This window comes from Pseudomonas sp. PDM01 (genome assembly GCF_014852325.1).
Lineage (GTDB): Bacteria > Pseudomonadota > Gammaproteobacteria > Pseudomonadales > Pseudomonadaceae > Aquipseudomonas > Aquipseudomonas migulae.
On the sequence record NZ_JACVBK010000001.1, the window covers coordinates 1 to 23,151 of the forward strand.

The 23,151-nt window shown below is 60.0% G+C and carries 22 protein-coding genes and 1 pseudogene; 15 read left to right on the forward strand and 8 right to left on the reverse strand.

Annotated elements, in window-relative coordinates; genetic code table 11:
* Positions 1-218: 218 nt before the first annotated feature.
* Positions 219-890 (reverse strand): class I SAM-dependent methyltransferase, encoded by a 672-nt coding sequence (locus IB246_RS00005; RefSeq protein WP_008039746.1) that lies wholly within the window; start codon positions 888-890, stop codon positions 219-221.
* A 77-nt stretch (positions 891-967) separates the two neighbouring features.
* Positions 968-1,267, reverse strand: coding sequence for a hypothetical protein (locus IB246_RS00010; RefSeq protein WP_008039747.1), 300 nt, complete (start codon positions 1,265-1,267; stop codon positions 968-970).
* A gap of 339 nt (positions 1,268-1,606) precedes the next feature.
* Between IB246_RS00010 and IB246_RS00015 the strand changes: the two genes are divergently transcribed.
* Positions 1,607-2,761 carry a hypothetical protein gene (locus IB246_RS00015; RefSeq protein WP_008039749.1) on the forward strand — a complete coding sequence of 385 codons (1,155 nt, stop codon included), beginning with the start codon at positions 1,607-1,609 and terminating at the stop codon, positions 2,759-2,761.
* A 71-nt stretch (positions 2,762-2,832) separates the two neighbouring features.
* The gene (locus IB246_RS00020) at positions 2,833-3,951 is read left to right on the forward strand and encodes a glycosyltransferase 61 family protein (protein ID WP_008039751.1); all 1,119 of its coding nucleotides are present in this window, start codon (positions 2,833-2,835) and stop codon (positions 3,949-3,951) included.
* A 40-nt stretch (positions 3,952-3,991) separates the two neighbouring features.
* Here IB246_RS00020 and IB246_RS00025 read toward each other — a convergent pair whose 3' ends face one another.
* On the reverse strand, positions 3,992-4,306 hold the full coding sequence (locus tag IB246_RS00025) for an NIPSNAP family protein (RefSeq protein ID WP_008029420.1): 315 nt from the start codon (positions 4,304-4,306) through the stop codon (positions 3,992-3,994).
* A gap of 191 nt (positions 4,307-4,497) precedes the next feature.
* Between IB246_RS00025 and IB246_RS00030 the strand changes: the two genes are divergently transcribed.
* The 3 genes and pseudogenes from IB246_RS00030 (at position 4,498) to IB246_RS00040 (ending at position 6,429) form a co-directional block, all read left to right on the forward strand.
* Complete coding sequence (locus tag IB246_RS00030) at positions 4,498-4,827, forward strand: DHCW motif cupin fold protein (RefSeq protein WP_008029418.1); 330 nt, start codon at positions 4,498-4,500, stop codon at positions 4,825-4,827.
* A gap of 134 nt (positions 4,828-4,961) precedes the next feature.
* Positions 4,962-5,138, forward strand: a pseudogene (locus IB246_RS00035) (YbfB/YjiJ family MFS transporter); the annotation flags it as partial.
* 43 nt (positions 5,139-5,181) lie between these two features.
* Positions 5,182-6,429: an MFS transporter gene (locus IB246_RS00040; RefSeq protein WP_008039753.1), complete on the forward strand. Its 1,248-nt coding sequence runs from the start codon at positions 5,182-5,184 to the stop codon at positions 6,427-6,429.
* Here IB246_RS00040 and IB246_RS00045 read toward each other — a convergent pair.
* Positions 6,346-7,257 carry a LysR family transcriptional regulator gene (locus IB246_RS00045; protein WP_008039754.1) on the reverse strand — a complete coding sequence of 304 codons (912 nt, stop codon included), beginning with the start codon at positions 7,255-7,257 and terminating at the stop codon, positions 6,346-6,348. The genes IB246_RS00040 and IB246_RS00045 overlap by 84 nt on opposite strands.
* A 271-nt stretch (positions 7,258-7,528) precedes the next feature.
* Between IB246_RS00045 and IB246_RS00050 the strand changes: the two genes are divergently transcribed.
* From IB246_RS00050 to IB246_RS00065, 4 genes are all read left to right on the forward strand, one after another.
* Positions 7,529-7,843: a DUF485 domain-containing protein gene (locus IB246_RS00050; RefSeq protein WP_008029410.1), complete on the forward strand. Its 315-nt coding sequence runs from the start codon at positions 7,529-7,531 to the stop codon at positions 7,841-7,843.
* Positions 7,840-9,513, forward strand: a complete 1,674-nt coding sequence (locus IB246_RS00055) for a cation acetate symporter (RefSeq protein ID WP_008039755.1) — start codon at positions 7,840-7,842, stop codon at positions 9,511-9,513. Before IB246_RS00050 ends, IB246_RS00055 begins: the two co-directional genes overlap by 4 nt.
* Positions 9,514-9,595: 82 nt before the next feature.
* Positions 9,596-10,150 carry a cytochrome b gene (locus tag IB246_RS00060; protein WP_008039756.1) on the forward strand — a complete coding sequence of 185 codons (555 nt, stop codon included), beginning with the start codon at positions 9,596-9,598 and terminating at the stop codon, positions 10,148-10,150.
* Positions 10,151-10,153: 3 nt separating this feature from the next.
* Positions 10,154-11,083, forward strand: coding sequence for an NAD(P)H-dependent flavin oxidoreductase (locus tag IB246_RS00065; protein ID WP_008039757.1), 930 nt, complete (start codon positions 10,154-10,156; stop codon positions 11,081-11,083).
* A 145-nt stretch (positions 11,084-11,228) separates the two neighbouring features.
* Here IB246_RS00065 and IB246_RS00070 read toward each other — a convergent pair whose 3' ends face one another.
* Positions 11,229-12,113 carry a LysR family transcriptional regulator gene (locus IB246_RS00070; protein WP_008039770.1) on the reverse strand — a complete coding sequence of 295 codons (885 nt, stop codon included), beginning with the start codon at positions 12,111-12,113 and terminating at the stop codon, positions 11,229-11,231.
* 114 nt (positions 12,114-12,227) lie between these two features.
* On the opposite strand from IB246_RS00070, the gene IB246_RS00075 reads away from it, so the two are divergent.
* Positions 12,228-12,899, forward strand: a complete 672-nt coding sequence (locus IB246_RS00075) for an MOSC domain-containing protein (RefSeq protein ID WP_008039772.1) — start codon at positions 12,228-12,230, stop codon at positions 12,897-12,899.
* 69 nt (positions 12,900-12,968) lie between these two features.
* Here IB246_RS00075 and IB246_RS00080 read toward each other — a convergent pair whose 3' ends face one another.
* A complete protein-coding gene (locus IB246_RS00080) occupies positions 12,969-13,328 on the reverse strand; it encodes a DUF6124 family protein (protein WP_008039775.1) in 360 nt (119 codons plus the stop codon).
* Between the two features lie 530 nt (positions 13,329-13,858).
* On the opposite strand from IB246_RS00080, the gene IB246_RS00085 reads away from it, so the two are divergent.
* The 5 genes from IB246_RS00085 to IB246_RS00105 all read left to right on the forward strand — a co-directional run bounded on the left by IB246_RS00085 (position 13,859) and on the right by IB246_RS00105 (position 20,077).
* Complete coding sequence (locus IB246_RS00085) at positions 13,859-15,376, forward strand: CoA-acylating methylmalonate-semialdehyde dehydrogenase (protein WP_008039778.1); 1,518 nt, start codon at positions 13,859-13,861, stop codon at positions 15,374-15,376.
* Positions 15,377-15,497: 121 nt separating this feature from the next.
* Complete coding sequence (locus IB246_RS00090) at positions 15,498-15,887, forward strand: tautomerase family protein (protein ID WP_008039782.1); 390 nt, start codon at positions 15,498-15,500, stop codon at positions 15,885-15,887.
* A gap of 63 nt (positions 15,888-15,950) precedes the next feature.
* Positions 15,951-17,000, forward strand: a complete 1,050-nt coding sequence (locus IB246_RS00095; RefSeq protein WP_008039784.1) for an NAD(P)H-dependent flavin oxidoreductase — start codon at positions 15,951-15,953, stop codon at positions 16,998-17,000.
* A 259-nt stretch (positions 17,001-17,259) separates the two neighbouring features.
* Positions 17,260-18,609, forward strand: a complete 1,350-nt coding sequence (locus IB246_RS00100) for a gluconate:H+ symporter (RefSeq protein WP_008040824.1) — start codon at positions 17,260-17,262, stop codon at positions 18,607-18,609.
* A 142-nt stretch (positions 18,610-18,751) separates the two neighbouring features.
* Positions 18,752-20,077 carry an OprD family porin gene (locus tag IB246_RS00105; protein WP_008040825.1) on the forward strand — a complete coding sequence of 442 codons (1,326 nt, stop codon included), beginning with the start codon at positions 18,752-18,754 and terminating at the stop codon, positions 20,075-20,077.
* Between the two features lie 689 nt (positions 20,078-20,766).
* Here IB246_RS00105 and IB246_RS00110 read toward each other — a convergent pair.
* A complete protein-coding gene (locus IB246_RS00110; protein WP_008043308.1) occupies positions 20,767-21,609 on the reverse strand; it encodes an NAD-dependent protein deacetylase in 843 nt (280 codons plus the stop codon).
* A 156-nt stretch (positions 21,610-21,765) separates the two neighbouring features.
* The gene (locus IB246_RS00115) at positions 21,766-22,812 is read right to left on the reverse strand and encodes a class I SAM-dependent methyltransferase (RefSeq protein ID WP_008028214.1); all 1,047 of its coding nucleotides are present in this window, start codon (positions 22,810-22,812) and stop codon (positions 21,766-21,768) included.
* Between the last annotated feature and the right edge of the window lie 339 nt (positions 22,813-23,151).

Sequence of the window (23,151 nt, forward strand, 5' to 3'; positions counted from 1 at the left end):
CAGGTCGACCCCAATGCGCATAAGCTTCATGTGTGGACTCCTTCTCACGGTTGACTGTGGTTCGCACCTTCAGTCTGGCACTCAAGATGCCGAGGTGAGGAGGAGTCCATCCCATTGCTTTTGGCCGATTGCCGCCTTCCGTAAATGGCAGCAATCGCCTGAGATCCGCTAGTGAGTCTTCAACCAAACACCCCCCCGCCGACATCCATCAAACGAACTCACCGCCGCACTTCAGCCACCAACAACAACGACTGCGGCACAGGGCTTTGCGGGTGCTGTGGCTCCTGCAGGCCCGTCAGTTGAAAGCCGGCCATGTCCAGCGCATTGAGCCAGCTGGACAAGGTGCGGAAGTACCACGGCATGGGTTGCCACTGTCCCTTGAACCCGGTGAACGTTTCTTGCCGCCAGCCATCCTGATAGTCGCCGGCCGCTGCGCTCCACGGATGCAGCGTCTGGATCACCAGTGCGCCGCCGGGGGCGAGCAAGGCGTTCATGGCGGTGAGCAGGGGGATGATGTCCTGGTGCAGCAGGGCGAAGTTGGCGCAGATCAGGTCGTAGTCGCTGCCGATGTCCACTTCGGCTTGCGCCAATTGTTCATAGTTCGCCAGATGCACCGGCGAAGAGCCTGCTGACCGCGCCGCCTCGACCAGCGTCGCATCGCCATCCACACCGACCCCATTGATCGCCCGTTCAGCCAGCGCCCGCAACAGCCAGCCTTCGCCGCAGCCCAGGTCGAGCACGCGTTCGGGCTGACGGCTTGCCACTGCCAGCAGGATCGCCTGGTCGGTGACCTTGAGGCGGCTTTCGATGGCGCCGCTGCGGATCGCGTCGATCCAGGATTGGGCGTTGTGGTGCCAGCTATCGAGAAGGGTCGATTCGGGGGCGGGCATGTCGATGTCCGGAGTTGTGGGTTGGAGAGAAGGATAGGGCAAGTGCGCGTGGCGCGGACGCTGTTAGTGACGCTGCATTATTTTCTGCACTCTGCCAACACCACCTGGCAGGTATCCGGCGCGCCACCGGAGCGTCCGGCGTAGCGAATGCAATTGTCCATGGATTTCTGGCGGGCCATGTCGAGGGTGGAACCCCAGGCCAAGCCACCTTCGCCGACAGTGGGCAGCGCTTTGGCGTAGCAAGGTGAGCCTGCGTTTGAGGCCCAAGTGCGAGGCGTGGCGGTGTTGCGTGCGCAGCCCGCTGTCAGCGCCAGGTTGATGGCGAGCAGGGCGGGCAAGACCCATGACCCGCATGGGCGCGCGGTTTTTCCGGTCATCCCGTGTTCCCTGTATAAAGAGGCGTGTTTGTATCCTGCAGTTTAGACGCTGTTGCGTCTGCCCTTTGCCCGGCTTGGCGCATTTGGGGGCAGTTGCCGGGAGGGCATTTTTGAACCCGTGCCTGTCCAGAAAAGTAGAAATTTTGGCGTCATGAAATATACGGTTACGCTGCCGATACGCCGCTTGCAAAGTCCCTGCCTTGATCTTTAATAGTTACTGATGGGGAACGCGTAATTCCATCAAATATTTCTTAAATATCAAGGGTTAAGTGAAAGTATCAAGTCCCGCCCGGATCTTTCTCTGATTTCACGACAGATAGCTCAAAGGATGACGAAGAAATGAAAGAGAAGCTGGCGGCCGTTATCCGAAAACTGATTTCTCCTTCATTACGTTATGAAGTCAGGAACGCGGCAACCTGGCTGCGGGACATCCTGGGGCGTGCGTGTTTCTGGAAGTGGGAGATTGCCCGCTTCAAGCTGCAGAACGACAGTCCTTACGAATTTCTCTACATCGGCAGGAAAAAGCAGCGGGAAATGGCCAAGCTGCTCATCGGCGGGAAGTCCCAGGGGCCGCCCGATACGGTCGACGACGAATCGGCACCTGCCGCGTCGCATCATGTGGTGGTGGTCAGTGAAGCGCCGTCCCCGGGGGCCTTGAATGTGCCCCTCTACCTGAGTGCCGTCGTACCGCTGGGGCGCCCCATCGAAGACATCACCGCCAAATACGATAGCGAGTTGCGTCGAAACATCCGCAAGAACCGACCGCGCTACCGGATGGTCCAGACGCTGCTGGATGACGAAATCGAAAAGGCCGACAGGGAAATGCTTCGACCTTATGCCGAAGCACGGCAAGGCATCCACGCTGCGCAGTTTCCCTCTCAGGAAGTCTTGAGAATTGCCAAGACCGTCGGCCGGCTCGACCTGATCATGCTGGAAGACGAGGTGGTTGCCTGCCACCTGGGTTGCGTCGTCACTCGGGGCGGCAAGCGCTACTGGAGCACGCTGCGTTTCGGGTACGTCGAGCCGATTTTTTCAGATGCGAAAAAACTGCGCGAGGTCAACTCGATTACCACCTTCATGGCACTTGAATGGGCCATCGACAATGGCTTCGATTATTACGACATCGGTCTTTGCGTGGCCCGTCCGGATGACGGGCTGCTGAAATGGAAAAGACGGCGCGGCGGTGATATCGATTCCTTGGGAAACCACGCGTACATGTTCGTCCGGCTGCCCAAGACCGGGAGAGCCAGATTCCTCTGGGACACGCCGCTGTTTGCTGTCGAAGGCAAGGAAATAACCTTGCACCTTGGCCTGCCGGACGGGCCAAGCGATGAGGAAGTCGCCAGCCGTTATCACGAAATGGTGTTTGGCGGGCTGCACAAAATTTACCTGTATTGCGCCAAGAGCTCGGGCGAACAGTTTCTCGACACCTTGCGCAGTCGCTATGCCAATTTGCAGACACAACCCGTCATGGAACGGATTCCATCCAGCTGAGCCATTTCCAGGACTGAATAATGACAGCGCTCGCACCTGACTTTTGACCCTGCCTGCAGGGAGGACTCTTCATGGAAAGCGATCTCTCGCCAATCAGCACGTCGACCGCTGGCAATCAAAAAAAATGGACCCTGGCCGCCTACAAAAACATGGCGAGAAAAAGACTCGCACGCAAAGCCGATATCAACTTGAAAAGCATCGCGCTGAAAAGTTGGGATATTGCGCCGGGCGAGACGACTCATTCTCCGTCGGCGTTCTTCCTGCCCGGTCAAATGGACCGCGTGACAGGGTGGGAGGCGAAGCGTTTTTATCCTTTCGAGCATCCCGCCCGCACCATGCAGGGGCTGGGCGACGTAGAACAAGGGCCGACCCGTGGCTACTTGCTCAAGGACGTCTGGATGATCGATGGCGCGCTCTACAAGGACAACGCCAGTCTGTGGCTGTCGCTCAAGCCAAGTATGTTCCCGCGCATTACCGTGGACACCGAGATCGATCGCGCCGCCGTCTACTGCACGCAAAACGGCAATACCTGGTTTGGAACCTGGTTGATGGAAGACTGCCCGACCTATTCCCTGGCCTGCGATGAAGGCGTGCCGGTGACCACCGCGCCCTCCGCCAGGTTTCCGTTGTTTACCCAGGCTCCCGCTTACGAAGACTGGTTTGGCATGAAACCGGCGCGCCTGCACAGTGCGTTTTTTCGTGAACTCGTGCTGTTCGACGACTTGAGCAACAATCGAAACAGGCATCTGCGTTACCGGGCCATGGGGGAAAAACTGCTGTCGCACGTCAAACATGAGGCTCACCCCGGCGTGTTCATTCTGCGCGGTGGCGACGGTGACTTGCGCTTTTTGCGCAATGAGCTCGAGGTCGCTGAACACCTGCGCAAGAGCAGGGGGTTCCGCGTTCTCGATCCTTTGAAAACCGATGTGCCGACCATCGTGGCGACCTGCGCCGGGGCGCGGACGGTGGTGGGGGTCGAAGGCAGTCAGCTGGTGCACGGCGTCAATGTGCTCCAGCCGGGCGGTTCGTTGCTGGCACTGCAGCCACCGAACCGTTTCGTCAGCTACTACAAGTTCCTGACGGATCGCGACAGGCAGAATTTCGGCTTCGTGGTCGGAACGCCAGAGGGCGACGGCTTCAAAATCGACATTCAAGAGGTCGAGCGCACACTGGATCTGTTCCCGTCATGACGGCCTGAGGGAACCCCGGCAAAAGACTTTCCGAACGGGTTTACGCCTGATCCCCAAACACCGGCCGGAAAAAACTCCGCTCATAGCTGAGGATGAATTTTTTATCCTCGGCATACTTGAACGCCGCGATGCAGTCCGCGTCGTTCATGGAGTCCTGCCGATAGCGCTCGTACTCGGCAAGGCTCGCAAAAGTGAACATCGCCAACGCGATGTTGTTGGCGCCCTCGGACGGCAGGAAATAGCCGTGGTGCTGGCCACCGAATTTTTCCACCAGTGGAATCCACAACTTTGCGTAGTGTTCGAATGCGCTGATCTGGTACGGGTCCAGCACGTACTTCAGGTAACAAGTGACCATGTGTTCGCTCTCTTCTACGGGAGGGTTAAACCATTCAAAGGCTGTTCAGCCATTCGGCAGTTTCGCAGATCACCTGGCTGCATGGGAGTATTCACTGAACCCTGTATCCCGTAAATGCGGGCCATCTGTGTCTATCGGCCACATCGCGAGGTTGTTACGTTTGCGCCTCTACCGTATTCGATGAGGTAAAAATGGATCTCACCGCCATCCCGTTCGGGACGACCGACTGGTCGACGATCGAACCTGTCACCCATGCCGGCCAGACCGGAAACGCCTATTGGCGAACCTGTCAGTTTGGTTCGACGCGTGTGCGAATGGTTGAATACAGCCCCGGATACCTCGCCGATCATTGGTGCTGGAGAGGTCATATCCTGTTGTGCCTGGAAGGCGAGTTGCACACGGAACTGGAGGACGGTCGACAATTCACGCTGACGGCCGGCATGAGTTATCAGGTGGGCAACAATGCTGAAGGGCATCGGTCGTTCACCACCAGTGGCGCAAAATTGTTCATTGTGGATTAAGGCGTCGGATTGAATTTCGCCACTGGCCGTAGCGCTGGGTATCTCTATGGGAGATAACCCGATCAGATTAATTCGCTTCTTGAGATATATCCCGCGCGCGTAATGTCTGCCCTGTCTGAAGTAGAGAAGGGCGGATGATGAACAGGTTGAACACAACGATCGCCAATGCGCAGCCCGCGTTGCGGCCAGCCAGCGCAGGCTGGGCAACGGTGGCAGGCTTTGCTGCAAGCCTGGTCGGCATCGGCCTTGCGCGGTTTGCATATACGCCGTTGCTTCCAGCGATTATCGGCGCCCACTGGTTTGATCCGTCCAAGGCGGCGAAAAGCTCCAGCGATTCCCGGAGCCTTTGACACCGTGAATTACTCCGATAGAAACGTGATGTATTGGCGCCGCAACCTGACCGTTTGTGTGTTCGGCTCGTTCACGACACTGGTCAGCCTGAGCATGTTGTTGCCCTTTTTACCGTTGTACGTTCAACAACTGGGCGTGACGTCGCAGGCGGACGTGGTGCAATGGTCGGCCGTGGCATTCGGCGCGACTTTTTTCGGCACGGCGATTACCGCGCCGTTGTGGGGACGCTTGGCTGATCGCTATGGCCGAAAACCGATGCTGGTCAGAGCAGCCATCGGGATGGCCATTGTCATGTCGTTGATCGGGCTGGCCCGGGACGTTACCGACCTGGTTGCACTGCGCCTCATCGCCGGGCTCATCGGTGGCTACGCATCGGCGTCCATCGTCATGATCGGGTCGCAGGTCCCGCGCGAAAGGGCGGGTTGGGCACTCGGTGTCTTGTCCACGGGAGCCTTGTCCGGCAACCTGATCGGGCCACTGGTTGGCGGTTTTTTACCTGAGCTTGTCGGTATTCGCGGCACCTTTTTCGTCGGTGGCGCAATGATTGCGGTCGCCGCCATGACCACCATCCTGTTCGTTCGTGAGGATTTCGACCGAGCGTCGGACGCCAGACAACGGGACAGGAAAAACCGGCCTGAGGGGGCCGGTTCGAAATGGCCGGTCATCGCTGCACTGCTCATGACTGCGATGATGGTGCTGTTGGCCAACATGTCGATTGAGCCGATCATCACCGTCTACATCGGCGACCTCGGCGTACCGGTTGATCATCAGGCGCGGATAGCCGGCGTGGTCATGGCCTGTTCCGCGTTGGGCAGTATCCTGACCGCCGCCAGGTTGGGGGCGCTGGCCGACCGGGTGGGCGGCTGGAGCGTGATTGTTGGTTGCCTGTTGCTGACGGCCGTGGTCATGGTGCCCCAAGCGTTCGTCACGCAATGGTGGCAACTGGCGGTATTGCGCGGCGTCATGGGCATGACCATTGCCGGGCTCCTGCCCGCGATTGCCAAGCTGATCCGGCATTCGGTCGAAGAGCACAACACCGGCAAAATCCTCGGTTACCTGCAATCGGCGCAGTTCTCAGGGCAGGTGATAGGTCCCTTGATTGGCGGCCAGATTGGCGCCCATCTCGGCTTGCATCATGTGTTCCTGGTGACGGCGGCATTGCTGGTGTTATGCGCCTTGATGAACGGCTGGGTCAGGAATCGCTACCTGGGCGACACCGTCCAGACGAACGCTGTCCAGAAAAGTGGATAACGCGCTGGAAAAATAGCCATCAAGGCGCCTGACGAACACCGTCTCTACCTCGGCGATGTCTGGTGCGAGCTCATGCACGTTGACCAACCCTTCGCGCAAAGCGTTCGCCACAACACCTCGGGGCAACAGCGTGACCCCGACGCCCGCCGACACACAGGCAATAATCGCTTCAATCGAGCCAAACTCCAGTGGCTCAGGCGCCAGGATGCCCAGGTTGGCCAGCAGGGAATCCAGGCGCTGGCGGTAGGAACAGCCGATTCGAAAAACCACCGTCTTCAGATTGTCGACCGCGGCGACCGCGTCCAGCGTGTCAATGGCACAGGATGTGACCAGCACGAGCTCTTCGCGGAAGGCTTGCTCACTGAGCAATTCCGGGTGATTGACCGGGCCCACGACAAACGCCCCTTCGAGCTTACAGTCGATGACGCCCTGGATCAGGCTGCAGGTGGTGCCGGTGCGAATCACCGGGCGAACCTCCGGGTAGGCCTTGGCAAATTTTGCGATCAGCCGTGGAAGGCGCAGCGCCAGCGTCGTCTCGAGCGTACCGATCTCGAAGACACCTTTTGGATGCCCATCATCGCGCGCAGCGCAGGATGCATCGGACAGGAGCCGGGAAAGGCGGGCGGCGAACGGCAGGATCCGACGCCCAGCCGGCGTGACCTGAACCCCTCTGGCGCTGCGTTGAAACAGCGCCACCCCGAGCTCGTCCTCCAGCGACCGAATCCTCGCGGACACGTTGGACTGCACGGTGTTCAGCTCGCTCGCAGCCTTGTTCATGCTGCCGTGGCGCGCAACCGCATCGACCACCTTCAGATCCGTGACATCCATCGAATTCACCTATCTCTAAAACCAATAACCAACCGCAAATAAACAGCGTTCAGCAGATTAGTTTTCGTGTGCGGCAAAGGCAAGCAATGGCCGACATAGGGTGCGATTTAATTCATCAAAAAAGATCATACGCATCATTAATGATCGTTTTACATGATCTTTGGCCGGGCATAGGTTGAGGGTGCAAATACACCGCAGCCAGTGGCAAATCGAGTCTTCGAATTTGAGGCTGTGGAACAACAATAACTGTCCACTGCTACACGGAGTCAACGTGAACCATGCATCCGAGTCAGCCAGAATTCGCAACCATCCCCGGTACCAGGATTTGGTATCACGGCAGCGAAGATTCGTCGCTTGTCTTACTGCCGCCACCCTTGTCCCGTACTTCACGTTCATCCTCGTCGCGGCGTTCGCGCCCCAGCTTCTAGCGCAGAAACTCTCCGCAACCAGCATCATCAATATCGGTTGGCCGCTGGGCGTCGCCTTCATCGTCGGCGCCTGGTTGTTTACCGGCCTGTACATCCTGCGCGCCAACGGCGAGTTCGATGACCTCACCGCAGAAATTCGCGAGGGGGCCATCGTATGAAACCCATTCTTCGCTACCTCATTGCGCCTTCTCTGTTGGGCACGGTCACCACGTGCGCCTCGGCCGCCGACGTCTTGCAGGCGGTGGACAAACAGCCGCTGAACATCACCGCTATCGCGATGTTTCTGGTCTTCGTGCTGACCACCCTGGGCATCACTTACTGGGCTGCCTCCAAGACCAAATCGATGGACGATTTCTACAACGCCGGCGGCGGCATCACCGGTTTCCAGAACGGTTTGGCACTGGCGGGGGACTACATGTCGGCGGCGGCGTTACTGGGCGTCACCAGCATGATTTTCTTCAACGGTTTTGATGGCGTGCTCTACTCGATCAGCTTCTTCGTCGCCTGGCCGTTGCTGTTGTTCCTGTTCGCCGAGCGCATCCGCAATCTGGGGCGCATCACCATCTCGGACATCGCCTCGTTCCGGCTCGATCAAAACCGGATCCGCACCATGACCGCGTTCGGCTCGTTGACCGTGGTCTGCTTTTATCTGGTGGTGCAGATGGTCGGAGCAGGGCAGTTGATCCAGCTGCTGTTTGGTCTTCCCTACAACTACGCGGTGATCGCTGTCGGTCTGTTGATGGCGATCTACGTCACGTTTGGCGGGATGGTCGCCACCACCTGGGTGCAGATCATCAAGGCAGGCTTGCTGCTGGTGGGCGGGACACTGCTGGCCGTGTTGGCGTTGAGCAAGTTCGGTTTTTCGTTCGAGCTACTGTTCGAAAAAGCGGTTGCCGCCCATCACGATGGCGAGCGGATCCTGCTGCCCAGCAAGCTGGTGGCCGACCCCTTGGCACTCATCTCGCTGTCGCTTGGCCTGGTCTTCGGTACCGCAGGATTGCCCCATATCCTCATGCGCTTTTTTACCGTGCCGGACGCCAAGCAAGCGCGCAAATCGGTATTCGTCGCGACAGGTTTCATCGGCTTCTTCTACCTGATCGTTGCGGTGTTGGGGCTGGCAGCCATCGTGATCGTCGGGCAAGACCCGGCCTTCTATGAGTCCGGCATTGTCGGTGGAAAGCTCATCGGCGGCGGGAACATGCCGGTGATGCATCTGGCAAAAGCCGTGGGCGGCGACCTGCTATTGGGCTTCATCTCCGCCGTCGCGTTTGCCACGATCCTGGCCGTGGTCTCGGGGCTCACCATGGCAGGCACCTCAGCGATTTCACACGACCTCTATGTCCAAGTCTTCCGCAAAAACCGTGCGGATGCGAACGACGAGCGGCGTGTGTCGAAGATTGCCTCGGTCGGTATCGGCATCGTTGCGGTGGTGCTGGGCATTTTGTTCAAGGACCAAAACATCGCCTTCCTGGTCGCGCTGACCTTTGGCGTGGCGGCCTCGGTCAACTTCCCGATCCTCGTGCTCTCGATGTACTGGAAAGGGCTGACTACACGCGGGGCGTTGATCGGTGGCATCGCCGGGCTGGTGAGCTCGGTCAGCCTGGTGATTCTCTCGCCGGCGGTGTGGGTCAAAGTGCTGGGTAATGCCGACGCCATCTTCCCCTTCGACTACCCGGCCATCATCTCGATGAACGTGGCGTTCCTGTTTACCTGGCTCGGCTCGGTCACTGATCGCAGTCGCGGCGCAGCGCTTGAACGCGAGCGTTTCGATGATCAGCTCATTCGCGCCCGCACCGGCCTTGGCGCATCGCAAGCGGTCAGCCACTAAGACGCGGCACACCTTCATCGCGATGAGGGTGTGCCGGTCATTTCCATACCCTGATTTGTGCTCTCTGCAAAAGGAGTCAGCCATGCAACTTCGAGACAATGGCTTAAGGTTTTCACCCATCACTGTCGTGCTGCACTGGGTCGTGGTGTTGTCGCTGCTCGCCATCCTCGGCTTGCAGGTGATGATCGGCCAGGCGTCCAGTGAGGCCGGGCGGATGTCGTTGGCTCACCTGCAAAACCTCATGGGGCTGATCCTGTTTCTCGTATCGATCTATCGGTTCTGGGCCAGGGTCACCGCTTACCACCCGCTGCCGGTGGGCACGCCCAATCCCATTGAAGTGATCATCAGCCGTTCCGTTGCGGTGGCGCTCGCCCTGGCTATGGTGCTGCTGCCGGTCGCGGTGTGGGCCTCGCGGGCTGCGGCCGGCGAAGGGGTGGGGCTGCCCGGAGGCTTTTCGATTCCGGCGCTGTTGCCCACCAATGCAGCGCTGAAGCAGGTGGTCGATGTGCTCTTTGATATCGGGGCGTCGGCGTTCCTGGCCGGCCTGGCCTTGCACGTGTTCGGTGCGCTCAAGAATCACTTTCTCCTGAAGAACAACACGCTCAAGCGGATGCTTGGAAAACATGTGGAGCTGTGAGCCATGAACGAAGCCAGATTCGATTTTGCAGGTAACGCCATCACTCAATTGTGTGGCGTGAAATACCCGATTTTTCTCGGCGGGATGGCGGCGATTTCCGGCCCGCCGCTCGTTGCGGCAGTCGCCAACGCCGGAGGCTTGGGCGTGGTGGGCGGCTTGCGCCTGCCACCCTTGACCTTGCGCCGATGGATACAGGAAACCCGAGCGCTGACCGACAAACCCTTTGGCGTAAACCTGGTGCCGCAGTTCGGCGGCCCTGACGTGTTTGAAGCGCAATTCCAGGTGGTCCTCGAAGAAAAACCACGACTGCTCTCTTTGTTTTACGCCGAGGCCTATTCCGCCGACATGATTCCCCGGGCGAAAGACGCGGGGTTGGTGGTCATGGTGCAAACGGGCTCGGTGGAGCTGGCGAGAATCGCGATCGCGCAAGGCGCTGACATCATCGTGGCGCAGGGCAGTGAAAGTGGCGGTCATTTGAATCGAGGCACGATAGGCATCATGCCGTTGCTGACTTCAATCCTTTGCGTTGCCGAGGGGCGGCCGGTGCTGGCGGCTGGTGGCATCACCAACGGTGACGACGTTCGGGCGCTGATGTCGCTCGGCGCGTCTGGGGTGGTGGTGGGCACCGCGTTTATTGCCACCGATGAGTCGAATGCGCACCCGCTCTACAAGCAAAAAATTGTCGAGGCGACGACGGATGACACCGAGTACCGGACCGGGTATTCGTTCGGTTGGACCTACGGCACGCCGCACCGGGTGATCCCCAATCGTGACAAGTGGAACCTGCTGCGTTTCATTGGCGGTGGCGCCCGCGCAATCGACAAACCGCGCATGGCCAAGAAGCTTTCGCTGTACGCGGGGCAGGGCGTTGGCAAGATCCACAGCGTCGTCCCCGCAGCAGAACGTGTGGCGGAGCTTGCCCTTGGCTTGTAGTAAGCCTCTCCTCGATTAACCTGTAGGAGCGAAGCTTGCTCGCGAAGGCGGTAGTGCATTCAGTTTCAATAGTGAATGTCCTGACGCTTTCGCAGGCAAACCGGAACGCCGCACCGCTCGCAACTACAGTGTCGAACTGAGTGTTTTACGCCGCCGGCCGGGCAATCTGCTCCTGCGCCAGGCCGATAAACGCGCTCATCGCCGAGGTGATCATCGAGTCGTTCCTGCGGATGAACACGGTCGAGACGTTGGCGAATTCGGCCGGTAGCGTGTGGCAGCGAATCGCATGCCGCACGCTGCAATTCTCTGCGATGGCTTTGGGCAGCAAGGTCACGCCCATGCCCGCCGCGACGCATGACAGGATGCCGTCGAGGGTGCCCAGTTCCATGATCTGGTTAGGCACCAGCCCGACTTGGTAGAACCAGTTTTCCAGGGTGGAGCGATAGAAGCACCCGGTGCGAAAGACCAGCACGGTTTGCTGGGGGATTTTCTCGATGAGCGCGGGCAGTGACTCGAAGCGGTTGCTGCTGACCAGCACCAGTTCCTCTTGAAACACCTCTTCCTGCGCCAACGCCGGGTTCTGGTGAAATCCGCCGACAAACGCGCCATCGAGTCGATGGGCTTCAATTGCCTTGATCAGCTCGACCGTCGTCCCGGTCAGCAGCGACAGTTGCACTTCGGGATATTGCTCGCGGTACTTCGTCAGCACCTGCGGCAAGCGAATGGCCGCCGTGGTTTCCATTGAGCCCAGCCGCAGCAGGCCGGTCGGAACGCCGGTGTCCGTCAACGCATTGCGACTCTCTTCTGTCAGCTGCAGGATGCGCCGCGCATAACCGAGGAAGGTCTCGCCCGCCGACGTGAGCACCACTCCGGATTTCTTGCGGATGAACAGCTCCCGATTCAGTTCGGCTTCCAGCTCCTTCACCCGCATGGTGACGTTGGACTGCACCGTATTCACGTTGACGGCGGCTGCGGTGAAGCTGCCGAGTTCGGCAACCGCGCAGAAAATCTTCAGTTGGCGCATTTCCATGATCGTCACCATCCATCATAAAAAGTGATTATGGACATATTTAACGATCACTTTACGGTCATTGTCGGTGGTTAGTAAAGTGGCCGAAACCCGGTAAAAGATGCGGATCGACCCATGACACTCACTTCGAAAATAGATCACGTCTTCGCCGGCGGCCTGGGGCTGTTGAAGCCTGAAGGGCAGCGTACGGGCATTTTCAAACAGCGCCGTTCAGGCCCCGTTCGCGTCGAGCTTCACGGGATTGTCGGTGACCAGCATGGCGACACCAGGGTTCACGGCGGTCCGGAAAAGGCTGTTCATCACTATGCGGCCGAAAATTATCAGCACCTGGCGCAGGCCTTTGCGCACTGCGCCCATGAGCTGCTTCCGGGCAGCCTGGGGGAGAACATTTCTGCGTTCGAACTCTCGGAGCGCAACGTGCACATCGGCGATGTGTTCCAGATGGGCAGTGCGGTGTTGCAGGTCTCTCAGCCACGCAGCCCTTGTTGGAAAATCAATCATCGTTTCGACGCCGAGCGTATGTCGATGCATGTCGCCAAGGAGCGAATCACCGGTTGGTATTACCGGGTGCTTCAACCGGGTTTCATTGAAGCGGGCGACCGGATCGAGCTGCTGGAAAGGCAAACGGAGCGCTTTTCCATCGATGAATTCTGGCAGGTGCAGTTGTCGCACCGGCCGGTGATCGACGACCTGCTGGCGCTGGCGGCAAGCCGTGGGTTGGCTGAAGACTGGAAGCGGCGCCTGTCGGAGCGGGCGAAGTGGCTGCAGAAAGCGCTTCAGGTCTGAAGCTGCACACACATCCAACTGTGGCGAGGGAGCAAGCGCCCTCGCCACAAACGCTGCGCTTAGCGGTGTTTAGTCTCGCGGATCAATCTGATCCAGCACCCGGTTCGCCGTGATCTCCGCCAGCATGATGCTGTTGGAAATGCCCAGCAGCGCATTACGCGATCCACCGTCCAGAAGGTCCACCAAGTGATGGACCATCACATCGACCGAGGCCAGTGTCTCGACCAGATAAACCATCAGGGTTTCGGTCGTGAGCGCTGGGTCCACGGTAAACAGAGTGCTGGGTGTGCGCGTCGTGGCTTTGATGTCGGCAGTCGACGGGAAGTGGTAGTCGAGGGCACGCTCGGCGGCCTCGTTGAGTTTGTTTGAATCGGGTTCGTATGGGGAGGCTGGATCGGTGTCTGGCGGATTGGGTGAAGGTTTGACCATGGTTCTGTCTCCAAAAACGTGGAGCCGTCACCGACTTGCGACTAAACAAGGGGTGGCAGCTGTACGCAGGTTAGTCGACCGGGGGAGACTCAAAACCGGCGCACCCGAAGGCGCCCTGCGCACAGCTACCATGAAGTTCAGGCATGAAATGACCTGACTGTCTGGATGCCAATACGCTTTGAATCACCCCCGGGCGACTAAACCCGACCACTGATGAGCAGTGGCACGAATCAAGTTACCGGGCACCCCCAAAGCGCACAAGCCGGCGGATTCTGGCGTACCCGTAGGCAACGGCGCAAGGTTTTGTAGCTTTCATCTCGTAACCACGAGCGCGCTTAAACAAGCAATCAGCAACGCTGTTTAACACCTCAAACACCTTCACCATTTCTGATCCATAAGATCATTAATCATCATTTTACATGATCCTTCTGCTGGCCTACTTTGACCCTGGCAGGCGCGCCATCGGCCGCCTGGCGCTCTCCCGACAACAACAAGAGATGGCTCTTATCCACCACCAGGGGACACCCGCCATGAGCAACCAGCCAGCAGACATCGCACACTACATTCACGGCCGCGTGACGCACGGTACTTCCGGTCGCACGCAGAACGTCACCAACCCTGCCATCGGCTCCGTCATCGGCAAAGTGGCCCTCGCCAATGCCGCTGAAGTCGACGCGGCAGTGAAGTCGGCAGCGGCCGCGTTTCCCGCCTGGTCGGCGCTGCCGCCGCTGCGTCGCGCCCGCATCCTGTTCAAGTTCCTGGCGTTGCTCAATGAACACCGCGACACATTGGCGCGCATGATCACCGCCGAGCACGGCAAAGTTTTCACCGACGCCCAGGGCGAAGTAACGCGCGGCATCGAGGTCGTCGAGTTCGCCTGCGGCATCCCGCAACTGCTCAAGGGTGACTACACCGAACAGGTCTCCACCAACATCGACAACTGGACCATGCGCCAGCCGCTGGGCGTGGTGGCCGGCATCACCCCGTTCAACTTCCCGGTGATGGTGCCGATGTGGATGTTCCCGGTGGCCATCGCCTGCGGCAACACCTTCGTACTCAAGCCGAGCCCCATCGACCCGTCGCCTTCGCTGCTGATCGCCGAATTGTTCAAGGAAGCCGGGCTGCCGGATGGCGTGTTCAACGTGGTGCAGGGCGATAAAGAAGCCGTGGATGCGCTGATCGATCATCCAGACGTCAAAGCCGTGAGCTTTGTCGGATCGACGCCGATTGCCAACTACATCTACGAGACCGGTGCCCGCCACGGCAAGCGTGTCCAGGCGTTGGGCGGCGCGAAGAATCACATGGTGGTGATGCCCGACGCCGACATCGATCAGGTGGTCGACGCGCTGATCGGCGCGGCGTTCGGCTCTGCCGGCGAGCGTTGCATGGCGATCTCGGTGGCGGTGTTTGTCGGCGACGTCGCCGATAAGGTGATGCCGAAACTGGTGGAACGCACCCGCACACTCAAAGTCCTCGAAGGCACGAACCTGGCCGCCGAGATGGGCCCGATCGTGTCGCAAGTGGCGCTGCAACGCATCACCGGCTACATCGAACAAGGCATTGAGGAGGGCGCAGAACTGCTGGTCGACGGCCGTGGTTTTGACGGCGCCCAGGCTGGCGCGAATTGTGCCGAAGGGTTCTGGCTCGGTGGCACGGTGTTCGACCATGTCACCCCCGAGATGAAAATCTACAAAGAGGAAATCTTCGGTCCGGTGTTGGCGTGCATGCGCGTGAAGGACTTTGCCGAGGCGGTCGATCTGGTCAACTCACACGAGTTCGGCAACGGCACCGCTTGCTATACCCGCGACGGTCACATCGCACGTGAATTCGCCAGCCGCATTCAGGTGGGGATGGTCGGCATCAACGTGCCGATTCCGGTGCCGATGGCGTGGCATGGTTTTGGTGGCTGGAAGCGCTCGCTGTTCGGTGACACACACGCCTACGGCGAAGAGGGCGTGCGCTTCTACACCAAGCAGAAGTCGATCATGCAGCGCTGGCCGAACAGCATCGCCAAGGGCGCGGAATTTGCCATGCCGACCTCCAAGTAAGCACCGCTTTCTGCTCCACAGGTTTGGGGTGGATGACGTGTTGGCGCGGGCTTGCACGGCATCGTTTTTCCCAGGGGGAGCGAACGCTCGCTCCCGGTTTTTTCCGCACAGGTGAACCGCTATGCCGCTGCTCAAGTTCGACATCATCCAGGGGCGCAATGACCAACAACTCAAGACCCTGCTGGACGTGACCCATCAGGCGATGGTCGAGGCCTTTGAGGTGCCCGACAGTGATCGCTACCAAAGCGTCACGCAACATCGTCCGGGGGAGTTGGTGCTGCACGACACGGGATTGGGTTACACGCGCACGACCAGCGTGGTGTTACTGACGGTGATTTCGCGACCACGTTTACAGACGCAGAAAACCGCGTTCTACCGCTTGCTGGCCGAGAGGCTGCAAGCCGAGTGTGGCCTGTCACCCGACGACCTGATTGTTTCGCTGGTGGAGAACACCGATGCGGACTGGTCCTTCGGCCGTGGAAGGGCGCAATTTCTGACCGGTGAACTTTAGGGTTTGCCGCGTGGGCCAAAGGGTCCGTTTTTACCTCTGTGCAACTGTCTTTCAGGTGATGCCATGTCCACTCAACTGCTGTCCCTTTTGAACATTCGACTGCCCGTCCTTCAATCGCCGATGGTGGGTGTTTCCACGCCCCGACTGGCGGCAGCGGTGTCCAGCGCCGGCGGCCTCGGCGCGATTGGCATCGGGGCAAGCAACGTCGAGCAGGCGCGGAACATGATCCGCGAGACGGCCGCGCTGACGGACAAGCCGTTCAATGTGAATGTTTTTTGCCACCAGCCTGCTGTCCACGACAGCGCTCGCGAGACGCAGTGGCTGACATTTCTGGCGCCGTTCTTTGCGCAGTTCGGGGCCGCGGCACCGACGGCGCTGCGTGAGATCTACACCTCATTCGTCGAAGACCCGGACATGTTGCAGATGCTGCTGGAAGAACGGCCGGCGGTGGTCAGCTTCCATTTCGGGCTGCCGCCACAACCGGCCATCGATGCGCTCAAGGCTGCGGGCATCATCCTGTTGTGTTCCGTGACCAACCTGGCCGAAGCGCAGATCGCGGAACACGCCGGCGTACATGCGCTGGTCGCACAAGGTTACGAAGCCGGGGGGCATCGCGGGGTATTCGATCCAAAACAGGATTCGCAAATGGGGACGTTTGCGTTGGTGCGTGTACTGGTGGCGGCTTGCCGACTGCCGGTGATCGCGGCGGGCGGCATCATGGACGGCGCGGGGATCAAGGCCGTCATGCAGTTGGGCGCCAGTGCCGCCCAGTTGGGAACGGCGTTTATCCTCTGCCCCGAATCCTCCGCCAACAGCGCCTATCGCGAGGCCTTGAAGGGGCCGCGCGCGCACCAGACTGCCGTCACCAGCGTCATTTCCGGACGTCCTGCCCGAGGCATGGTCAATCGCAACTTCACCTGCCTCGAAAAGGCTGGCGCGGCGCTGCCAGACTATCCACGTGCCTATGACGCCAACAAAGCGCTCAACGCTGCGGCCACCGCCCAGGCAAACACGGAGTTTGCCGTGCAGTGGGCGGGGCAGGGGGCGCCGCTGATTCGTGAGATGCCGGCCGCTGCGCTGGTGAATGTGCTCGCTGCGGAAATGAACGACTGAGTCAATCGGTCATCTGCGGCGATCCGACATTTCACCGACTGCGCAAAACGATTCAAACGCGAGCTGTACTTCAACATTAATGGCTCAGGCGCGATGAAAATCCGCCTGGCCCAGTTTCAAAAAACACGACCCCCCATACCTCTGCACGACAACCCTTATCCCTCTACGAAAATTACTTTCGCCTCGTTTGAAAATCACCTCTCGAAATGTTTTATGAGTTTCACAACCCATTCGACGTGACCCTTTCGAGGAGTACCGCATGACCCTGTCCTTCGGCTATTGGCTGCTGGTATATGCCGCCATCGCCATCATCGCGCTGATCGTTCTGATCGCCCGCTATCGACTCAATCCCTTCATCGTTATCACCCTGGTGTCCATCGGCCTGGCATTGCTCGCCGGCATGCCGCCGTCCGGCGTGGTCGGCGCCTACGAGGCCGGTGTCGGCAAGACCCTGGGGCACATTGCGCTGGTGGTGGCGCTGGGCACGATGCTCGGCAAGATGATGGCCGAGTCCGGCGGCGCCGAGCAGGTGGCGCGCACCTTGATCGACCGTTTCGGCGAGAAGAACGCGCATTGGGCGATGGTGTGCATCGCCTTTCTGGTCGGGCTGCCGTTGTTCTTCGAAGTCGGTTTTGTGTTGCTGGTGCCGATTGCGTTTACCGTGGCGCGCCGCGTGGGCGTGTCGATTCTGATGGTCGGTTTGCCGATGGTCGCCGGGCTGTCGGTGGTGCATGCGCTGGTGCCGCCGCACCCGGCGGCGATGCTCGCGGTGCAGGTGTATCAGGCGTCGGTCGGGCAGACGTTGATGTATGCGATTTTGATCGGCATTCCGACGGCGATTATTGCCGGTCCGCTGTACGCCAAATTCATCGTGCCGCGCATTCAACTGCCGGCGGAAAACCCGCTGGAACGGCAGTTCCTCGAGCGTGAACCGCGCGACAGCCTGCCGGGTTTCGGCATCACCATGTCGACCATTCTGTTGCCGGTGCTGTTGATGCTGATCGGCGGCTGGGCCAACCTGATTTCCACGCCGGGCAGCGGTTTCAACCAGTTTTTGCTGTTCATCGGCAACTCGGTGATCGCGCTGTTGCTGGCGACCTTGCTGAGCTTCTGGACCCTCGGCCTCGCCCAGGGCTTCAACCGCGAATCGATCCTCAAGTTCACCAACGAATGCCTGGCGCCAACCGCCAGCATCACCTTGCTGGTCGGCGCCGGCGGCGGCTTGAACCGGATCCTGGTGGACGCCGGGGTCACCGACCAGATCGTCAGCCTGGCCCACGAATTTCACCTGTCGCCGCTGCTGATGGGCTGGCTGTTCGCCGCGTTGATGCGCATCGCCACCGGTTCCGCCACCGTGGCCATGACCACCGCCTCCGGCATTGTCGCGCCGGTGGCCATTGGTCTGGGTTATCCGCATCCGGAGTTGCTGGTGCTGGCGACGGGCGCCGGGTCGGTGATCTTTTCCCACGTCAACGACGGCGGCTTCTGGTTGATCAAGGAATACTTCAACATGAGCGTCACCCAGACGTTCAAGACCTGGACCGTGCTGGAGACCATTATTTCGCTGGTCGCCTTTGCGCTGACCGTGGGTCTTTCTTACCTCATCTAGCTCGAACACTCCGATCGCTTTCCTCAAGGCTCATGGTCACTCATCGAGCGCGGCATTGTGCACGCCGCGGTTGAGTGCCCGTGGCGGACAGCGGTCGGCAAAAACTAAAAAAAAACATAAAAAAATGACCCAGGAGCACCGTATGTTCAAGCGAGCAATCCCCACCGCACTTTTGCTGGCCACCGGTTCGATGTGCGCACAGGCAGCCGACTCTGCCGCGCACGGTTTTCTGGAGGACAGCAAAGCCACGCTGTCGATGCGCACGTTGTATTTCAACAGCGATAACCGCGATGGCACGGCGGACCCGTCGAAAACCGAGGAGGCCGCGCAGGGTTTTGTGCTGCGCTATGAGTCCGGTTTTACCCAGGGCGCGGTCGGGTTCGGGCTGGATGCGCAAGCGTTGCTCGGTGTGACGCTGGACAGCGGCGCGGGTCGCCACGTGGGCAGCGGCATGATCCCGAGTGACGGCGACGGTGCTGCCGACTCCTGGAGCAGCTTCGGCCCCACGGCGAAGATGCGTATCTCAAAAACTGAGTTCCGCTACGGCACCTTGCTGCCGAAATTGCCGATCCTGTTGTCGAACGATGCCCGCGTATTGCCGCAGTCGTTCACCGGTGCGCAGGTCACCTCGAATGACATCGATGGCTTGATGCTGACCAGTGGCGTGCTTGAACACGCAGTCGGCCGCGCCTCGACGGACCGGACCGGTTTGTCGGTGCCGGGCGCCACCCAGGACAGCAACAAGTTCTACTTCGCTGGCGGTGACTACTACATCACCAAGGAACTGAAGGCGCAGTATTACTTCGCGCAGATGGAAGACTTCTACAACCAGAACTTTTTCGGTCTGACCCACGTGTTGCCGATCGACAGCAAAAGCTCGTTCACCACCGATCTGCGTTACTTCAACACCACATCGACGGGCGCCAACAGTTCCGCCGCCGGCCGCGCACAAGGCTACCGCACCTCGGGTTACACCGAGGACAACAACGGTGAAATCGACAACAACACCTGGGTGGCGATGATCACCTATGTGAACGGTGGCCACTCGGTGTCGCTGGGGCATCAACAGGTGGGTGACGGCAGCAACTTCGTGCAGCCCAACCAAGGTAGCCTGGTCGATAAAGGGGCGGGTGGTGGCAGTGTTTACCTGCCGACGGACCGCATGATCCAGAGCTTTACCCGCGCAGGCGAGCAGACGAACTTCGGTCAGTATTCCTATGACTTCGCGCCTTTGGGCGTGCCGGGTCTGAAAGCGTCGATCGCGTATCTGAAAGGGACTGACATCAAGGTTCGCAACGCGGGCGATCAGTCCGAGTGGGAGCGTGATATGACCCTGGACTACGTGCTGCAATCTGGGTCGCTCAAGGGGCTTGGTTTCAGCGTGCGCAACGGCAAGTCGAATACCGATGCCGGGCGTAACGTTGATCAGAATCGCTTTATCATCAACTACACCTTGTCGCTGCTGTAATCGCCCACGGGTCTTTGTAGGAGCCGGCTTGCCGGCGATTGGGCCTTGAGGTTTGGGGTGTTGTTTCGGACGCCATCGCCGGCAAGCCGGCTCCTACAAGGTATGCGTTGTGCCAGTTGCTAAGGTGTCAGGCGGGCACGGTCTTTGTAGGAACCGGCTTGCCGGCGATTGGGCCTTGAGGTTTGCGCTGTTTTTGCGGACGTCATCGCCGGCAAGCCGGCTCCTACAGGTTTGGTGGTGTGTCAGGTGAATACGGACCCTTGTAGGAGCCGGCTTGCCGGCGATTGGGCCTTGAGGTTTGTGGTGTTGTTGCGGACGCCATCGCCGGCAAGCCAGCGCCTACAGGTTTGGTGGTGTGTCAGGCGAATACAGACCTTTGTAGGAGCCGGCTTGCCGGCGATTGGGCCTTGAGGTTTGGGGTGTTTTTGCGGACGCCATCGCCAGCAAGCCGGCTCCTACAGGTTTGGTGGTGTGTCAGGTGAATACAGACCCTTGTAGGAGCCGGCTTGCCGGCGATTGGGCCTTGAGGTTTGTGGTGTTTTTGCGGACGCCATCGCCGGCAAGCCAGCTCCTACAGGTTTGGTGGTGTGTCAGGTGAATACAGACCCTTGTAGGAGCCGGCTTGCTGGCGATTCAGGCGACGCGGTGTATCTGTTACGTCGCCGTCGCCGGCAAGGTATGCGTTGTTGCTAAGGTGTCAGGCGCTGGGTCAGCAACGGCAATAGTTGTTCACACGAAGCCTCGATTTTCAGATCGAGGATGTCATCCGCCCGCGTCTTGCCCAGGTTAATCGCTATCAGCGGCTTGCCCTGATCCGCCACCGCCCGGCATAACCGAAACGCCGAATACGCCATCAACGAAGACCCCACCACCAGCAATCCCGCCGCTTTTTCCACCGCAGCCATTGCCTTGGCCGCCGTCACCTGCGCCACGTTCTCGCCAAAAAACACCACGTCCGGTTTCATTCGCTCGCCCGCGCAATTCGGGCAATGCGGTACCTGAAACCGCGCTTCGAACGCCGCGTCGAGCAGCGTGTCGCCGTCCGGTGCCTGCACCGCATCCACGCCGGCCAGGTACGGGTTCTGCGTTTCCATCAACTGCTGGATCGAATCCCGCTCACTGCGCTGCCCGCAATCCAGGCACAGCACCCGGTGCAGGCTGCCATGCAGTTCGATCACGTCGTGGCTGCCGGCCTGGTCGTGCAAGGTGTCGACGTTCTGGGTGATCAGCCCGCTGATCTGCCGGGTGCTTTGCAGGTTGGCGAGGGCTTCATGCGCCACATTTGGCTGAGCCTGACGCACCCGCGGCCAGCCGAGCATCGCTCGCGCCCAGTAGCGGCGCCGGGATTCCGGGGCGCTGAGGAATTCCTGATACATCATCGGTTGCCGGCCACGGCGCACGCCCTGGTGGTCGCGGTAGTCCGGAATGCCCGACGGGGTGCTGATGCCGGCACCGGTCAGGACCACGAACGGCTGGTCGGTCATGAACTGCTGGAGCCGGTCGAGTTGTTCGCGGGTGCGGCTGTCGAGCATGTTCAACACTCCGATGGGGCTGGGGTGTTTGAAGGGTAGCATTTGGTGATTCACCTGTAGGAGCGTGGCTTGCCCGCGAAGACGGCCTATCAGACAACGACGGTGTGCCTGAGATACCGCCTTCGCGGGCAAGCCTCGCTCCTACAGGGGCGATGTTTACTTGCGCGCTTCGAGTATCAGGTTGAACGGCGTTTCGGTAGCCCGGCGGAATGTGCTGAATCCCGCTTCCGTAAACACCTTGCGCAACCGCGCCTCACCGGCCTGGGCGCCGAGCCCGAGGCCAACTTCCTGGGACAGCGAGTTCGGGGTGCAAATGAACGTCGAGGCGGCGTAGAACAACCGGCCAACCGGGGTAACGTTGTCGTCTAGCTTGTCGTTGGCGAACGGTTCGACCAGCAGCACCGTGCCGTCCGGCTTCAGCGACTCATAGGCGTGCCGCGCCGCGCCCACCGGGTCGCCCATGTCATGCAGGCAGTCGAAATAGCAGATCAGGTCGTAGTCGTCACCGGGATAGCTTTTTGCCGTGCCCTGGAAGAACCGCGCCCGACCGGACACACCGCCTTCCTCGGCGCGCTGGTTGGCGACGGTGACGGACGGCGCGTGGTAGTCGAAACCGACGAACCGCGAGTCCGGGAATGCCTGGGCCATGATTACCGTCGATGCGCCGTGCCCGCAGCCGATGTCCGCGACCTTGGCGCCAGCCTCCAGTTTGGCGACGACGCCTTCAAGGGACGGTAGCCATTCGGCGACCAGGTGCGCCTTGTAGCCGGGCCGGAAGAACCGTTCCGTGCCGCTGAACATGCACGGATGGTGTTCGCCCCAGGGCAGGGCGCCGTTGCCGCGCATGGCTTTGACCAGCTTGTCCTTGTCATGGAAAAACGACGCGACCACCCCGATACCGCCCGCCACGTAGACCGGTGAGTCTTCGATCGCCAGCGCCAGGGCTTGTTCTTCGGGCAGACGGAACTGGCCGTCGCGGTGTTCCATGTAACCGGACGCGGCGTGGGCGCTGAGCCATTCGCGCAGCAGGCGGGGGTTGCAGCCGGTTTTCTCGGCGAGTGTTTCGGGGCTGATCAACTGACTGTCGGCCATCGCCCGGTACAGCCCGAGCTCTTCGCCGAGGATGACGTTGGCGAGCATCGCCGCGCCGCCCATGTCGTTCACCAGTTTGCCCATGAAATCGTTGAGTCTGGCCTCGTCCATCACGTGTGCTCCTTCGGCTGGATCACGGTCCAGGGGCATTCTTTGTCGAGGCATTCACCTCTGGGCAGTGGTCGTGGAAATGATCAGGACGGTGAGTACGTCCTGCGTGCAGTAAGTTTAGTCCGCAGGCCGTGGGCTGCCGGGCGGAGCGACGAAAGCCCGCATTTGCCTGATTCACACACATCCCCTGTAGGAGCGAGGCTTGCCCGCGAAGGCGGTATTTCAGACACATCCTCGTTGACTGTTACGCCGCCTTCGCGGGCAAGCCTCGCTCCTACACGGGTACGTGTGTATCGGAGTGTATCTAACGTCCTTCTCGATACATTTCCCGCAAAACCG

Coding starts and splice junctions, on each gene's coding strand:
- IB246_RS00020 (WP_008039751.1), top strand. CDS start 2,833: ATGGAAAGCGATCTCTCGCCAATCAGCACGTCGACCGCTGGCAATCAA.
- IB246_RS00060 (WP_008039756.1), top strand. CDS start 9,596: ATGCAACTTCGAGACAATGGCTTAAGGTTTTCACCCATCACTGTCGTG.
- IB246_RS00070 (WP_008039770.1), bottom strand. CDS start 12,113: ATGGAAATGCGCCAACTGAAGATTTTCTGCGCGGTTGCCGAACTCGGC.
- IB246_RS00090 (WP_008039782.1), top strand. CDS start 15,498: ATGCCGCTGCTCAAGTTCGACATCATCCAGGGGCGCAATGACCAACAA.
- IB246_RS00010 (WP_008039747.1), bottom strand. CDS start 1,267: ATGACCGGAAAAACCGCGCGCCCATGCGGGTCATGGGTCTTGCCCGCC.
- IB246_RS00015 (WP_008039749.1), top strand. CDS start 1,607: ATGAAAGAGAAGCTGGCGGCCGTTATCCGAAAACTGATTTCTCCTTCA.
- IB246_RS00115 (WP_008028214.1), bottom strand. CDS start 22,812: ATGGACGAGGCCAGACTCAACGATTTCATGGGCAAACTGGTGAACGAC.
- IB246_RS00100 (WP_008040824.1), top strand. CDS start 17,260: ATGACCCTGTCCTTCGGCTATTGGCTGCTGGTATATGCCGCCATCGCC.
- IB246_RS00085 (WP_008039778.1), top strand. CDS start 13,859: ATGAGCAACCAGCCAGCAGACATCGCACACTACATTCACGGCCGCGTG.
- IB246_RS00110 (WP_008043308.1), bottom strand. CDS start 21,609: ATGCTCGACAGCCGCACCCGCGAACAACTCGACCGGCTCCAGCAGTTC.
- IB246_RS00080 (WP_008039775.1), bottom strand. CDS start 13,328: ATGGTCAAACCTTCACCCAATCCGCCAGACACCGATCCAGCCTCCCCA.
- IB246_RS00075 (WP_008039772.1), top strand. CDS start 12,228: ATGACACTCACTTCGAAAATAGATCACGTCTTCGCCGGCGGCCTGGGG.
- IB246_RS00030 (WP_008029418.1), top strand. CDS start 4,498: ATGGATCTCACCGCCATCCCGTTCGGGACGACCGACTGGTCGACGATC.
- IB246_RS00095 (WP_008039784.1), top strand. CDS start 15,951: ATGTCCACTCAACTGCTGTCCCTTTTGAACATTCGACTGCCCGTCCTT.
- IB246_RS00105 (WP_008040825.1), top strand. CDS start 18,752: ATGTTCAAGCGAGCAATCCCCACCGCACTTTTGCTGGCCACCGGTTCG.
- IB246_RS00045 (WP_008039754.1), bottom strand. CDS start 7,257: ATGGATGTCACGGATCTGAAGGTGGTCGATGCGGTTGCGCGCCACGGC.
- IB246_RS00005 (WP_008039746.1), bottom strand. CDS start 890: ATGCCCGCCCCCGAATCGACCCTTCTCGATAGCTGGCACCACAACGCC.
- IB246_RS00055 (WP_008039755.1), top strand. CDS start 7,840: ATGAAACCCATTCTTCGCTACCTCATTGCGCCTTCTCTGTTGGGCACG.
- IB246_RS00025 (WP_008029420.1), bottom strand. CDS start 4,306: ATGGTCACTTGTTACCTGAAGTACGTGCTGGACCCGTACCAGATCAGC.
- IB246_RS00065 (WP_008039757.1), top strand. CDS start 10,154: ATGAACGAAGCCAGATTCGATTTTGCAGGTAACGCCATCACTCAATTG.